Below are 12,602 nucleotides of genomic sequence, written 5' to 3'. Positions count from 1 at the left end.
CTCACGCGCTACCTCTTTGGAACTACTTGATGGGGTTGGCGCTGCCGTCGCCGGGGGGCATCTGCGGCAAGGAACCGGTGACGGCGGTGGGCGGCACGATGCCGTCGGGTCCCGGCGCGCCAGCATGAGGCTGCATCTGCGGAACATTGAAATTCGGCGGCGGGGCCATGCCGCCACCCGGCGCGAACTGCGGCGGCGGAGCGAGCACCACATCCGGCGCGCCCGGCGCGAGACTCAGCCGGACGGTCACCGCGTTGCCGGTGCCCAGGCCCACGTCACGACGATTGATCTCGATCAATTTCAGGTCGCCATCGACGGAAGCGCCCATGCGCACGGGCTTCGGCGGCGCGCCGGCGATCGCGATCAAGGCGACGCCTTCCCCGGGATAGCGCCCGCCGGCGGTCGGAGCCACGACACCCAGCAGCTGGAAACGCGACGAGGTGGATTCGACCGGCGTCTCCGCCACCTTCGCGGCAGCGAACAGTCGAGTCCAGTCTGCGGGCGCGCTTTCACCGGTCGCGGAACGCGTCATGGCGGGCGCCTGCGGCCCCTTCACCATCAGCGTCAACGCCCAATACGCAAGGCTCGCCGCCAGCGCCGCCCAGACTACGAAGCTTAACCATCGTGCATGCATCCGACGATTATGATGCAGCGCGATGGGCCACCAAGGGTGGCTCCACGAGGATTGCAACACCATGCGTCGACCCTTCTCCAAGTTCTCTCCGCGCCGTGCCCGCGGCTTCACGCTGATCGAACTGATCGTCGCCATCACCATCGTCGCCGTCATGGGCGCGGTGGTCGTGCCGGCGGTGATGAACCACGTGTCCGAAGCCCGTCGCACCGCGGCGCGCTCCGACGTCAACACGCTGATGCAATCGCTCAAGCTTTACAAGATGGACAACGGCCGCTATCCGAGCGGCGAGCAGGGCCTGGGCGCGCTCGTGGCCAAGCCCACCAACGGCCCGGCGGCGCCGAACTGGAAGGTCTACATTGAGAAGCTGCCCAAGGATCCCTGGGGCAATCCGTACCAGTACGACAACCCGGGCCTGAAGGGCGAGATCGACGTCTACAGCCTGGGCGCGGACGGCAAGCCGGGCGGCGAGGGCTCCGACGCCGACATCGGCTCCTGGGAATAAGCGCGCGGCCCGCCGTGCGCTTTGTCCCTCCCCCACCGACTGCCCAGAGCCGTGCGCGCGCGTCCGTCCGGCCGACTGCTCCAACGCGGCTTCACGCTGATCGAGCTGATCGTCGCGATCACGATCGTGGCGATCGCCAGCGCCACCGTCGCGGTGGCCATGCGCGACCGCGCCGACGTGCAGCTGGAGCGCGAGGCGCTGCATCTGGCGTCCGTGCTCGAGACCGCGCGCTCCGAGGCCCGTGCGGCGTCGCTCGACGTGCGCTGGGTCCCCGACTCGAACAACGACGCCAGCCGCTACCGCGTCACCGGCCTGCCGGTCGCGCTGATCAAGCGCCTGGAGTTGGAGCGGCCCTGGCTGGGCGACCCGCCGATCGTCGAGATCGAGGGCGCCAGCGCCAATGGGCGCTCGATCCGTCTGGGGCCTGAACCGCTGATCGGCGCGCAACGCCTGACACTGATCCGCGGCGATCACCGCATCACGCTGGCCACGGATGGGCTGCGGCCGTTCGCGATCGCGAAGGGCGGCACATGAGAACCACGCCCGTCGCCAGGCCTGCGCCGCGCGACCGCGGCTTCACGCTCGTCGAGGTGCTGGTGGCACTGACGATCGTCGCGCTGTGCCTGGCCGCCGGGCTGCGCGCGGCGGGCGCGATGACCTCGAACTCCGACCGGCTGGCGATCAACTCGCTGGCGCAGTGGTGCGCCGAGAACGAGCTCACCGAGATGCGCCTGACCAAGGCCTTCCCGGGCATCGGCGACAACAGCGTCAGTTGCTCGCAGCTCGGCCGCGACTTCAGCGTCAAGATGATCGTGCGCGGCACGCCGAATCCGAACTTCCGCCGCGTCGAGGCACAGGTCTTCGACGACAAGGACCGGCCGCTGCTGACCATCACCACCATCGTGGGACGCAACTCCTGATGCGCCGCGCCACAGGCTCCTCCCGGCGCGCGGCGCGCGGGTTCACGCTGATCGAGGTCGTCGTCGCGCTCGTCGTGATGGCGGTGATGTCGGTCATGGCCTGGCGCGCGGTGTCGGCGTTGACGACCAGCCGCGAGCGCAACGAGGTCGCGATGGATCGCGCCGAGACGCTGCAGACCTTGATCCGCCAATGGGAGCTGGATCTGCGCGAGGTGCAGAAGAGCGACGTGTTCGACGCGTTGACCTTCGACGGCGCGACGCTGCGCATCACACGTCGGCGCGAGACGGGCCTGCAGCTCGTCGCCTGGCAGTTGAAGGAAGGCCGGCTGGCGCGCTGGGAGTCGCAGACGCTGAACAACGCCGATGCGTTGCGGGACGCGTGGTTCCGCAGCCAGCAGCTCAACGCCAAGGAAATGCGCGAGCTGCCGGGGCTCGATCGCGTCGTCGGCTGGCAGATGTACTTCTTCCAGCAAGGCGCGTGGGCCAACGCGCAGTCCACGCTCGACAAGGATCCGGCGAACAGCGACCCGGCGAACAAGAACGCGGCCGCGACCAACGCGGTGCCTGACGGCGTCCGCATGCGGCTGCAGTTCGGCGAGGACAGCGGCTACCGCGGCGAGCTGGTCCGCGAGGTCGCGGTGGAGGGGGGCAGCTGATGCGCGCCGTTCACGCTCCCGCCCGCGCCCCGCGGTCGACGCGATCGCGCCGGGGTGCGGCCCTGCTCACCGCGTTGCTGATCGTGGTGCTGGTGACGACCTTGTCCGCCGCGATGTTGTGGCGGCAGTCGCGCTCGATCCAGATCGAGGCCGCCGACCGCGGTCGCGCGCAGGCGGACTGGGTGTTGCAGGGCGCGCTGGACTGGGCACGGCTCATCCTGAGCGAGGATGTCCGGTCCGCGCGCAACAACACCGCGAAGAGCGACGACCTCGGTGAAGTGTGGGCGGTGCCGCTGGCCGAGGCGCGTCTGTCGAGCTTCCTGTCGCAGGACGAGAACAAGTCGGAGGACTCGGGGCCCGACGCGTTCCTCTCCGGCCACATCGAGGACGCGCAGGGGCTGTTCAACCTGCGCAACCTGGAGACGCAGCCGGCGCAGACCCAGCCCGGACAGGCGCCCGATCCCCAGGCCGTCCAGAAGGCCCTCGACAACCTGAACGCGGCGCGCAGGATCTTCCAGCGCGCGGGCATGAGCGCCTCGATCGCCGAACAGGTCCAGAAGAATCTCATCGCCTCCGCCGGCAGCAAGGGCACGGACCAGCAGGGCGAGGTGCCGCTGAGGCCCGCCCGGATCGAGCAGTTGCGCTGGTTCGGCCTCAACGATGAACAGATCGCCCGCCTGAGCACGCTCGCCGTGCTGCTGCCCAAGGCGCAGACGACGCTGAACCTGAACACCGCGCCCCGGGAAGTCATCGCGGACGTCCTGGGCGTCGACCTCGGCGTCGCCGACAGCATCGTGCGGGCCCGCCAGAGCAAGGCCTTCACCGCCTGGGACGACCGGCTGACCTCGCTGGTGGCGGGGATCCCCCGCCACCGACACGCGCCAGCAGATGGCCGCCTTCACCTCGAACTACTTCTTCGTCGAAGGCCAGTTGCGCATGGATGATCGGATCCTCGCTCAGCGCTCACTAGTGTTCCGGGACGGCACTAACGTTCGCGTCATCGATCGGCAGCGCCTGCAACGCCAGTCGACGCTGGCGGGAACCACCAACGGCTACGGGGCCACACCTTGAACGCCGGAGGCGGCGTCGCGCGCCGCCCACGCGCTCTTGAAACGATTGGAAAGAAGAGGGACGGGATGCATGCACTTGTAAAGGCGCGACTACGGGCTTGCTCGGGGGCGCGCGGCGCCGTTCCGTCACGCAAGCCCTCCTAGAATCCGCGATCCTATGAGTACCCTGCTCATCCTCCTGCCGGCCAGCCCGCCTCAGAACGGTGCCGCCCCGCACGACTACGAATTCTGGTTCAGCCACGACGCGCAGGCGCCGGCCCACGCACGCGGGCACGGTCAGCGCGCCGCGCTGGCCGCGATGCCGCCCGCCGACCGCGTGATGCTGCTGCTCGGCGACGATCAGGTCAGCTGGCTCCCCGCGCAATTGCCCAAGATCAAGGGCGCAAAGTTGCGCAGCGCCGTCGTCGGCGTGATGGAGGATCACCTGCTCGAGGACCCCGATCGGCTGCACCTCGCGCTGATGGAAAGTTCCGGCACCGAGGGCCAGTCGCACTGGATCGCCGTGACCGCGCGCGAACCGCTGCGCGCGCATCTGCAGGCGATGGAAGCCGCCGGTCTGCTGGTGGAGTCGCTGCTGCCGCTGTCGTGGCCGCAGACCGCCGGCGGCACGGAGGGCGGGCACATCCACGCCGGCTCCGATGACCGCGCCCGGCTGCGCGTCTCGCGCGTCGACGGCGTGGCCACCTTCCCGCTGGACAGCGGCGGGCTGCGCGGTTGGCTCGGCGAGGACTGGTGGACGAACGCGCCCGTGACCGCGAGCCCCGCCGCCTCGGCGGTGGCCGAGCAGTGGCTGGGTCGCCCGGTGGGCGTCCTCAACGACACCGAGCGCGCCTGGGCGGCCCGCGAGGCACCGATCAACCTGCTGCAGTTCGACCTGACCCCGCGCCGGCGCGGCTGGCAGCGCGTCCACCAGGCGTGGCAGACGCTGCAGACGCCGGCCTGGCGGCCGTTCCGCTGGGGCGTCATCGGCCTGATCGCCGTGCAGGTCATCGGCTTGAACGCGATGGCGTGGCAACAAGGCCGCGCCATCGATGCGCGCAAGGCCGAGCAGGAAGCGCTGCTGCGACAAGCCTTCCCGCAGGTCCGCGTGGTTCGCGACGCCCGCGCACAGATGGTCCGCGAGACCGAGGCCCTGCGCGGCAGCGCCGGCCAGGTCGGCCCCGGCGACCTCGAGGACCTGCTCGGCGCCGTGGCGCGCGTGTGGCCGCAAGGCGAGCCGCCGCTGCCCAACGTCCGTTTCGAACAGGGCCGGCTGCAACTCGCCGGACTCTCGCCCCCGCAACGCGCGCAACTGCGCGAGCGGCTGGGCCAGGACCCCGCACTGCGGGTCGCCGAGGACGGCGACACGCTCCAACTGAGCCTGCGACCCGACAACCGATGAACGCCCTCACGACCATGCAACGGGACCTCCGGGCCCGCTGGCAGGCCGCCACGCCGCGCGAACGTCTGATCGCGCGGGCGACCGCCGCGATCGTCGGCCTGCTGCTGCTCTGGCTGATCGCGCTGGCGCCGGCCTGGGCCACGTTGCGCAAGGCGCCGGGCGAGATCGACCGGCTTGATCGCGAGCTTCAGCAGATGCGGGCAATGGCTCAGCAGACGCAGGCCTTGAAGCAAGCCGTGCCGGTCTCGGCCGAGCAGTCGATGACCGCGCTGCGGGCCGCGACGGCCCGCCTCGGCCCGGCCGCCGAACTGACGATCAACGGCACGCAGGCGCAGTTGCGGCTGCGCGGCGTGCCCGGCGGCGCGCTGGCGATGTGGCTCGGCGAGGCGCGCCAGGGCGCGCGCGCCCGGCCTCAGGAAGCCGAGCTGCAGAACGGTCCGCAGGGTTTCAGCGGTCGCCTGACGGTGCTGCTGCCCGCAGCGGCGGGGAACTGAGCCATGTCGCGACAACAACGCTTCATGGAGTCGGCTTTCATGCAGTCGGCCTTCATGCTCCTGGCTGCTCCGGGCAAGGCCGTGGCGCTGGTCCGCACCGATCGCGGCGCCATGCGCTGGGCGTTGGCCGGCGCCGTGCTGGGCCTGCTGACCGCGGTCGTGGTCTGGGCCCCGGCGGCCTGGCTGGCGAAGGCGGTGGCCTCGGCCACGAATGAACGGCTGCTGCTCGCCGACGCGCGCGGCAGCCTCTGGAACGGCAGCGCGCGCGTGATCCTGAGCCCGGGCGAAGGCAGCCGCGATGCGAGCGAACTGCCGCAACGGCTGGGCTGGTCGCTGCGCCCGGCGTGGATCGACGGCGGACTGGCCATGCGGCTGACGCTGGACCAGTCCTGCTGCATCAAGCCCGGCGTCCCGTTGACGGCGAGCTTCGGCATGGACCGGGTCACCGTGCGCCTGCCCGACGCCACGCCCGAGCAGCCGTGGATCCGCTGGCCGGCCGCCTGGCTCGCCGGGCTCGGCACGCCGTGGAACACGCTGGCACCGGACGGCGTCATTGCCGTCAGCTCGCAGGGCTTCGTCTTCGAGGGCCGGGGCAAGACGGTCAAGGTGAACGGCATGGCCCAGGTCGAGCTGCGCGACTTCTCCTCGCGCCTGGCGCAGGTGACGCCGCTGGGCAGCTACCGGATGGGGCTCGTGGGCGGCAGCGAGGCGCCGCAACTGATCCTGACCACGATCCAGGGCCCGCTGCAACTGAGCGGCCAGGGGAGCCTGGGCGCGACGCGGACGCAATTCCGGGGCGAGGCGACAGCCGCGCCGGGCAGCGAAGCCGCATTGGCCAATTTGTTGAACATCATCGGGCGCCGCAACGGTGCGCGCTCGATCATCTCGGTGGGATGAGCATGAACAAGCACATGATGCGACCGACGGCGCTGGGCGTCGCGATCACCCTGATCGCGGGCAGCCTGCCGATGCAGGCCGGCGCACAGTCGAATCAGCAGCAGAACCGCCGACAGCCGGCCGTGCGCGCGAGCACGCCGGTCACGCTGAACTTCGTCAACACCGACATCGAGGCGGTGTCGCGCGCGATGTCCGCCGCGCTGGGCAAGCCGATCCTGGTTGATCCGCGGGTCAAGGGCACGATGACGCTGACGGCCGAGCAGCCGGTGCCGGTGCAGGAGGCCTACCTGAGCTACCTCGCCTCGCTGCGCGGCATGGGCTTCGCGATGGTCGAGACGGGCGGACTGCTGAAGCTCGTGCCCGAAGCCGAAGCCAAGCTGCAGACCGGCGCGGTGACGATCGCCGGCGAGTCGCGCACGCGCGGCGACCAGGTCGTGACGCAGATCTTCAAGCTCAGCCATGAGAACGCGAACAACCTGGTCGCGGTGCTGCGTCCGCTGATCACCCCGAACAACACGATCAACGCGAACCCGGGCAACAACAGCCTGGTCATCACCGACTACGCCGACAACCTGCAGCGGATCAGCCGCATCGTCGCGGCGCTGGACCAGCCGTCCAACACCGACATCGAGGTGATCCCGCTGCGCAACGCGGTGGCCTCGGACATCGTGCAGCTGGTGCAGCGGCTGTCGGACGGCGGCGGCGGCACGCAGGGCGTCCAGGTGCAGGGTGGCGCCGGCGGTGGCAGCGGCAGCGTGATGGCCGATCCGCGCAGCAACGCGCTGATCGTGCGCGCGGCCAATCCGGCCAAGCTGATGCAGCTGCGCGCGATGATCGCCAAGCTGGACCAGCCCAGCAGCGACACCGGCGGCAGCATCCGCGTGATCTACCTGAAGAACGCGGACGCGGTGCGCCTGGCCACGGTGCTGCGCGCGGCCTACACGAACAACGCGGGCCCGGGCGCGGGCGGCTCCAGCAGCGGCCAGGGCGGCACCGGCAGCTTCGCCGGCGCGCAGACCGGCAGCGCGGGACAGTCCGGCGGCTTCGCGGGCAACAGCTCGTCGTTCGGCGGCAGTTCGTCGAGTTCGGGCACGAGCGGGTCGGGCGGCAGCGGCGGCACTTCCACGCAGGTCAGCCAGACCGCGCAGGTCAGCACGGGCGGCTTCGTCCAGGCCGACCCCGCGACCAACTCGCTGATCATCACGGCGCCCGAGCCGATGTACCGCCAGATCCGCGCGGTCGTCGAGCAGCTCGACACGCGCCGCGCGCAGGTCTACGTCGAGGCGCTGATCGTGAAGGTCGATGCCAGCAAGGCCGGCCAGTTCGGCGTGCAGTTCCAGCAGCTCTTCGGCGAAGGCGCCATCGGCACCAACTTCGGCACCGGCTTCTCGAACATCCTGAACCTGACGGCCGCCACGGCCGGCGGCACCACGGGCGTCAGCAGCGCGATCTCGAGCGGGACGATCCCGACCGGCCTGAACGTCGGCATCATCAAGAAGGTCGGCAGCCTCTACACGCTGGGCGCCATCGCCAACGTGCTCGGCTCGGTGTCCGGCACCAACGTGCTGTCCACGCCGTCGCTGATCGTGCAGGACAACGAGGAAGCCGACCTGCTGATCGGCAGCAACGTGCCGGTGCTGACCGGCAACTCGACCACGACGTCGGGCACGACCACCAGCCCGTTCCAGACCTTCGAGCGTCGCGACGTCGGCCTGCGGCTGAAGGTGCGCGCCACCGTCGGCGAGAACGGCACGGTGCGCATGAAGGCGTATCAGGAGAACTCCAGCGTGGTGGCCTCGGTCAACTCGGCCACGCAGGGTCCGACCTTCGACAAGAGCGCGGTGGAGACCTCGGTGACGCTGGAGGACGGCCAGGTGCTGGTGCTCGGCGGCATGCTCAAGGACGAATACACCGACGGCGAGGACAAGGTCCCCGGCCTGGGCGACATCCCCATCCTGGGCAACCTGTTCAAGAACCAGAGCCGCAAGCGGGTCAAGTCCAACCTGATGATCTTCCTGCGTCCGGTGGTGCTGCGCACGCCGGAAAGCGCCGCGGCGCTGACGATGGACCGCTACGACGCGATCCGCGCCTACCAGCAGGAATCGCAGCCGAAGAGCACGCTGGTGCTGCCCGAGACCGGCGCCCCGCTGCTGCCGGAGAAGCCGGCCTCGACGCCGGGCGGCACGCTGCCCCAGCAGTTGCCGCTGCCGGTGTACCCGGCGTCGTCGCCGGTGCCGGGACCGGCCACGCCGAGCAACACCCCGCCGAGCAACCCGCAAGGCCGCTGAGCCCGGAGCGATCATGGCCAGCCGCCATCCCCTTCCCTACGCCGTCGCCAAGGCGCAGCACCTGCTGATCGAGGACGACGGCCAGCAGCGCACGCTGTGGGCCTCGCCGGCGCTGACGCTGCCGGTGCTGTCCGAGCTGCAGCGCGTCTACGCGCCGTCGCGCATCGAATGCCTGAGCGTCGCCGAACTCTCGACGCGCATCCAGGCCGCCTACGCGGGCGGCGAGGACAACGCGGCGCTGGTGATCGGCGAGGTCGAGAACGCCGTCGACCTGTCGCGCCTGATGCAGGACCTGCCGGCGGTCGAGGACCTGCTGGAAGCCGCCGACGACGCACCGATCATCCGGATGCTCAACGCGCTGCTGACGCAGGCCGCGAACAACGGCGCGAGCGACATCCACATCGAACCCTACGAGCGCGAGAGCTCGGTGCGCTTCCGCGTCGACGGCACGCTGCGCGAGGTCGTGCGGCCGAACCGCGCGCTGCACGCGGCGCTGATCTCGCGCCTGAAGATCATGGCGGAGCTCGACATCGCCGAGAAGCGTCTGCCGCAGGACGGCCGGATCTCGCTGCGCATCGGCGGCCGCGCGATCGACGTGCGCGTGAGCACGCTGCCGTCGGCGCACGGCGAACGCGCGGTGCTGCGTCTGCTGGACAAGTCGGAATCACGCTTCACGCTGTCGGCGCTGGGCATGGACGGCGAGCGGCTGGAGCGTTTCCAGCGCGTCGTGCAGCAGCCGCACGGCATCGTGCTGGTGACGGGTCCGACGGGCTCGGGCAAGACGACGACGCTGTACGCGGCGCTGCAGACGGTGGACACGTCGACGACGAACGTGCTGACCGTCGAGGACCCGATCGAATACGAGCTGCCCGGCATCGGGCAGACGCAGGTGAACTCGCGGATCGACCTGACCTTCGCGAAGGCACTGCGCGCGATCCTGCGCCAGGATCCGGACGTGATCATGATCGGCGAAATCCGCGACTACGAGACCGCGCAGATCGCGATCCAGGCCTCGCTGACGGGTCACCTGGTGCTCGCGACGCTGCACACGAACGACGCGGTGAGCGCGGTGACGCGTCTGACCGACATGGGCGTGGAGCCCTTCCTGCTGAGCTCCTCGCTGCTGGGCGTGCTGGCGCAGCGGCTGGTGCGCAAGCTGTGCCCGGTGTGCAAGTCGTCGGAGTCGCTGCCCGGCGGCGGCGTGCGTTACCACCCGGTGGGCTGCCCGGCCTGCTCGAGCAGCGGCTACAAGGGCCGCACCGGCGTGTACGAATTGATGGTGTGCGACGACGCGATCCGCAGCCTGATCCACAACCAGGCGGCGGAGTCCGAGTTGCTGGCCGCGGCGCGCGCCAACGGCCTGCGCTCGATGCGCGAGGACGGCGACCGGCTGGTGGCCACGGGCATCACGTCCGAAGAGGAAGTGCTGCGGGTCACGCGCGAGTGATCGCGGCGATGACACGGACGCACGAGCAGTAGAGACACGAGGTTCCGAGCGATGCCCGCCTTCAAGTACGACGCCCTGGACGCGTCCGGCAAAGCCCGCCAGGGCCTGCTGGAGGCCGACACCCTGAAAGCCGCGCGCTCGCAGTTGCGGGCGCAGGGGCTGGTGCCGATGGAGGTGAAGGCGGTGGCGGCGCAGCCGGGCAAGCAGTCGCGCTTCGCGCGGCGCGCGTTCAAGGCGGCAGGGCTGGCGGTGTGGACGCGACAGCTGGCGGGACTGGTGTCGGCGGGTCTGCCGCTGGAACGCTCGATGGCGGCGCTGGCTGATGAAGCCGAGGATCCGCGCCAGCGCGAGCTGATGTCGCAGCTGAAGGCGGAGGTCAATGCGGGCTCGTCCTTCGCACGGGCGCTGGCCACCGCGCCGCGCGAGTTCGACGACGTCTACCGCGCGGTGGTCGCCGCGGGCGAGCAGAGCGGAGCGCTCGGCCCCGTGCTGGAGAGCCTGGCGGACGACCTCGAGGAACAGCAGCGGCTGCGCTCGGAGCTCTTCGGGGCGCTGGCGTATCCGGTGATCGTCTGCATCATCGCGGTGCTGGCGGTGAGCTTCCTGCTGACCTACGTGGTGCCGCAGGTGGCGGCGGTGTTCACGCAGACGCGCCAGACGCTGCCGCTGCTGACGCGGATCATGATGGGCATCTCCGACGTGCTCCGGAACTGGGGGCTGCTGATCGTGATCGTCGTCGTCGGCGGCGTCATCGGCATGCGACAGATCCTCAAGCGCGAAGGGCCGCGTCAGCGCTTCGACGCGGCGTTCCTGAACCTGCCGCTGCTGGGTCGGCTTGCACGCGGCTACAACGCGGCGCGTTTCTCGGGCACGCTGGCGATGCTGGCGGGCGCGGGCGTGCCAATCCTGAAGGCGCTGCAGGCCGCGGCGGAGACGCTGTCCAACCAGGCGATGCGCGCGGACGCGATGGATGCGCTGGCGCAGGTCCGCGAAGGCGCGCCGCTGGGCGCGGCGTTGGCGGGGAAGAAGCGCTTCCCGGGCCTGCTCTCGATGTTTGCGCGACTGGGCGAGCAGACGGGTCAACTGCCCGACATGCTGCAGCGCGCGGCGAAGCAGCTCGGCAATGAAGTGAAGCGCCGCGCGATGACGCTGGCCACGCTGCTGGAGCCGCTGCTGATCGTCGCGATGGGCGGCGTGGTGATGCTGATCGTGCTGTCGGTGCTGCTGCCGATCATCGACATGAACAAGCTGGCGGCGCAGTAAGGCTTTCCATTGGCGCACACGCGCCGATGCCTCGGGGTCGGGCGGCGGCCTATCATCCCGCCCATGCCCGCCTCTCTCGACGGCCGCCTGGTGGTGGCCCTTTCCTCCCGCGCGCTGTTCGACTTCGAAGAGGAGAACCAGCTCTTCGAGGACAGCGACGACCGCGCCTACATGCGCCTGCAGCAGCAGCGCCTGGATGAGCCGGCAAAACCCGGCACCGCGTTCTCCCTCGTGCGCAAGCTGCTCGCCTTCAACGTGGCCGGCGAGACGCCCCGGGTCGAGGTCGTCGTGCTGTCGCGCAACGACCCGATCTCCGGCATGCGCGTGTTCCGCTCCGCGCAGCATTACGGACTGAACATCGAACGCGGCGTCTTCACCCGCGGCCACAGTCCGTGGCGCTATCTGAAGCCGCTCAAGGCGCAGCTCTTCCTCTCCGCCAACGAGGACGACGTGCGATCAGCGCTCATCGCGGGCGTTGCCGCGGCCCGTGTTTTCCCGCAGTCGGCGCGCGCCTCCGCCGCCTATCCCGATGAGCTGCGCATCGCCTTCGACGGCGACGCCGTGCTCTTCTCCGACGAGGCCGAACAGATCTACCAGCGCGACGGCCTCGACGCCTTCCAGGAACACGAGATCGCCCGCAAGCTGACCCCGCTCCCCGCCGGTCCGTTCAAGCAAGTGCTGCATGAGCTCCAGCGTCTGCAGGCCGCGCCCGCCGTGCCGATGCGCCTGCGCACCGCCCTGGTCACCGCCCGCAGCGCGCCCGCCCACGAGCGCGCCATCCGCACGCTGATGGACTGGGACGTCGAGGTCGACGAGGCCATGTTCCTCGGCGGCCTGCCCAAGGGCGAATTCCTCCGGGAGTTCGAGCCCGACTTCTTCTTCGACGACCAGCACGGCCACGTCCAGAACGCCGTCCCGCACGTGCCCGCCGGGCACGTGGCCATGGGGGTGACGAATCGCTGACGCCGATCGCGGCGCCAGAATCCGCGCCGCATGACTTCCGGCAGCCGTCAGGCCGGGCCCCTTCCCCTTCACGTTCCGACGCTCCGT

14 protein-coding genes are annotated in these 12,602 nt (G+C 70.3%); 13 read left to right on the top strand and 1 reads right to left on the bottom strand.

The genetic code is table 11. The annotated features are described in order from the left end of the window. Positions 1–22: 22 nt before the first annotated feature. Positions 23–697: a hypothetical protein gene (locus ACFJIX_RS11410; RefSeq protein ID WP_377160068.1), complete on the bottom strand. Its 675-nt coding sequence runs from the start codon at positions 695–697 to the stop codon at positions 23–25. Between ACFJIX_RS11410 and gspG the strand changes: the two genes are divergently transcribed. The 13 genes from gspG (at position 696) to ACFJIX_RS11345 (ending at position 12,515) form a co-directional block, all read left to right on the top strand. After that, complete coding sequence (gene gspG, locus ACFJIX_RS11405) at positions 696–1,136, top strand: type II secretion system major pseudopilin GspG (protein WP_377160066.1); 441 nt, start codon at positions 696–698, stop codon at positions 1,134–1,136. The two genes, ACFJIX_RS11410 and gspG, sit on opposite strands and share 2 nt — an antisense overlap. Before the next feature lie 51 nt (positions 1,137–1,187). Continuing rightward, positions 1,188–1,670 carry a Tfp pilus assembly protein FimT/FimU gene (locus ACFJIX_RS11400; protein ID WP_377160064.1) on the top strand — a complete coding sequence of 161 codons (483 nt, stop codon included), beginning with the start codon at positions 1,188–1,190 and terminating at the stop codon, positions 1,668–1,670. After that, positions 1,667–2,056, top strand: coding sequence for a type II secretion system minor pseudopilin GspI (gene gspI / locus ACFJIX_RS11395; RefSeq protein ID WP_377160062.1), 390 nt, complete (start codon positions 1,667–1,669; stop codon positions 2,054–2,056). Before ACFJIX_RS11400 ends, gspI begins: the two co-directional genes overlap by 4 nt. Further along, on the top strand, positions 2,056–2,712 hold the full coding sequence (locus tag ACFJIX_RS11390; protein WP_377160060.1) for a type II secretion system protein J: 657 nt from the start codon (positions 2,056–2,058) through the stop codon (positions 2,710–2,712). The genes gspI and ACFJIX_RS11390 overlap by 1 nt, the downstream gene beginning before the upstream one ends. After that, positions 2,712–3,656, top strand: a complete 945-nt coding sequence (gene gspK / locus ACFJIX_RS11385; protein ID WP_377160058.1) for a type II secretion system minor pseudopilin GspK — start codon at positions 2,712–2,714, stop codon at positions 3,654–3,656. The genes ACFJIX_RS11390 and gspK overlap by 1 nt, the downstream gene beginning before the upstream one ends. Further along, on the top strand, positions 3,601–3,783 hold the full coding sequence (locus tag ACFJIX_RS11380; protein WP_377160056.1) for a hypothetical protein: 183 nt from the start codon (positions 3,601–3,603) through the stop codon (positions 3,781–3,783). The genes gspK and ACFJIX_RS11380 overlap by 56 nt, the downstream gene beginning before the upstream one ends. A 156-nt stretch (positions 3,784–3,939) precedes the next feature. Next, the gene (gene gspL / locus ACFJIX_RS11375) at positions 3,940–5,163 is read left to right on the top strand and encodes a type II secretion system protein GspL (RefSeq protein ID WP_377160054.1); all 1,224 of its coding nucleotides are present in this window, start codon (positions 3,940–3,942) and stop codon (positions 5,161–5,163) included. A gap of 14 nt (positions 5,164–5,177) precedes the next feature. Beyond that, positions 5,178–5,657 carry a type II secretion system protein GspM gene (gene gspM, locus ACFJIX_RS11370; RefSeq protein ID WP_377160052.1) on the top strand — a complete coding sequence of 160 codons (480 nt, stop codon included), beginning with the start codon at positions 5,178–5,180 and terminating at the stop codon, positions 5,655–5,657. A 39-nt stretch (positions 5,658–5,696) separates the two neighbouring features. Then, positions 5,697–6,554, top strand: coding sequence for a type II secretion system protein N (gene gspN, locus ACFJIX_RS11365; RefSeq protein ID WP_377160050.1), 858 nt, complete (start codon positions 5,697–5,699; stop codon positions 6,552–6,554). Between the two features lie 2 nt (positions 6,555–6,556). Then, positions 6,557–8,842, top strand: a complete 2,286-nt coding sequence (gspD, locus tag ACFJIX_RS11360) for a type II secretion system secretin GspD (protein ID WP_377160048.1) — start codon at positions 6,557–6,559, stop codon at positions 8,840–8,842. Positions 8,843–8,855: 13 nt separating this feature from the next. Beyond that, the gene (gene gspE, locus ACFJIX_RS11355) at positions 8,856–10,289 is read left to right on the top strand and encodes a type II secretion system ATPase GspE (RefSeq protein ID WP_377160046.1); all 1,434 of its coding nucleotides are present in this window, start codon (positions 8,856–8,858) and stop codon (positions 10,287–10,289) included. A gap of 51 nt (positions 10,290–10,340) precedes the next feature. Beyond that, a complete protein-coding gene (gspF, locus tag ACFJIX_RS11350; RefSeq protein ID WP_377160044.1) occupies positions 10,341–11,552 on the top strand; it encodes a type II secretion system inner membrane protein GspF in 1,212 nt (403 codons plus the stop codon). A gap of 63 nt (positions 11,553–11,615) precedes the next feature. After that, positions 11,616–12,515 carry a 5'-nucleotidase gene (locus tag ACFJIX_RS11345; RefSeq protein WP_377160042.1) on the top strand — a complete coding sequence of 300 codons (900 nt, stop codon included), beginning with the start codon at positions 11,616–11,618 and terminating at the stop codon, positions 12,513–12,515. The last annotated feature ends 87 nt before the right edge of the window (positions 12,516–12,602 follow it).

It is taken from the genome of Roseateles sp. UC29_93, assembly GCF_042695725.1.
GTDB classification, from domain to species: domain Bacteria; phylum Pseudomonadota; class Gammaproteobacteria; order Burkholderiales; family Burkholderiaceae_C; genus Roseateles; species Roseateles noduli_A.
Note: the sequence above shows the minus strand (reverse complement) of the source record. Positions and strands in the feature narration are given on the sequence as shown.

Bases quoted from the DNA above. Each gene is read 5' to 3' on its own strand.
- gspG (WP_377160066.1), top strand. From the start codon at position 696: ATGCGTCGACCCTTCTCCAAGTTCTCTCCGCGCCGTGCCCGCGGCTTC.
- ACFJIX_RS11410 (WP_377160068.1), bottom strand. From the start codon at position 697: ATGGTGTTGCAATCCTCGTGGAGCCACCCTTGGTGGCCCATCGCGCTG.
- gspI (WP_377160062.1), top strand. From the start codon at position 1,667: ATGAGAACCACGCCCGTCGCCAGGCCTGCGCCGCGCGACCGCGGCTTC.
- ACFJIX_RS11390 (WP_377160060.1), top strand. From the start codon at position 2,056: ATGCGCCGCGCCACAGGCTCCTCCCGGCGCGCGGCGCGCGGGTTCACG.
- gspK (WP_377160058.1), top strand. From the start codon at position 2,712: ATGCGCGCCGTTCACGCTCCCGCCCGCGCCCCGCGGTCGACGCGATCG.
- ACFJIX_RS11380 (WP_377160056.1), top strand. From the start codon at position 3,601: ATGGCCGCCTTCACCTCGAACTACTTCTTCGTCGAAGGCCAGTTGCGC.
- gspL (WP_377160054.1), top strand. From the start codon at position 3,940: ATGAGTACCCTGCTCATCCTCCTGCCGGCCAGCCCGCCTCAGAACGGT.
- gspM (WP_377160052.1), top strand. From the start codon at position 5,178: ATGCAACGGGACCTCCGGGCCCGCTGGCAGGCCGCCACGCCGCGCGAA.
- gspN (WP_377160050.1), top strand. From the start codon at position 5,697: ATGCAGTCGGCCTTCATGCTCCTGGCTGCTCCGGGCAAGGCCGTGGCG.
- gspD (WP_377160048.1), top strand. From the start codon at position 6,557: ATGAACAAGCACATGATGCGACCGACGGCGCTGGGCGTCGCGATCACC.
- gspE (WP_377160046.1), top strand. From the start codon at position 8,856: ATGGCCAGCCGCCATCCCCTTCCCTACGCCGTCGCCAAGGCGCAGCAC.
- gspF (WP_377160044.1), top strand. From the start codon at position 10,341: ATGCCCGCCTTCAAGTACGACGCCCTGGACGCGTCCGGCAAAGCCCGC.
- ACFJIX_RS11345 (WP_377160042.1), top strand. From the start codon at position 11,616: ATGCCCGCCTCTCTCGACGGCCGCCTGGTGGTGGCCCTTTCCTCCCGC.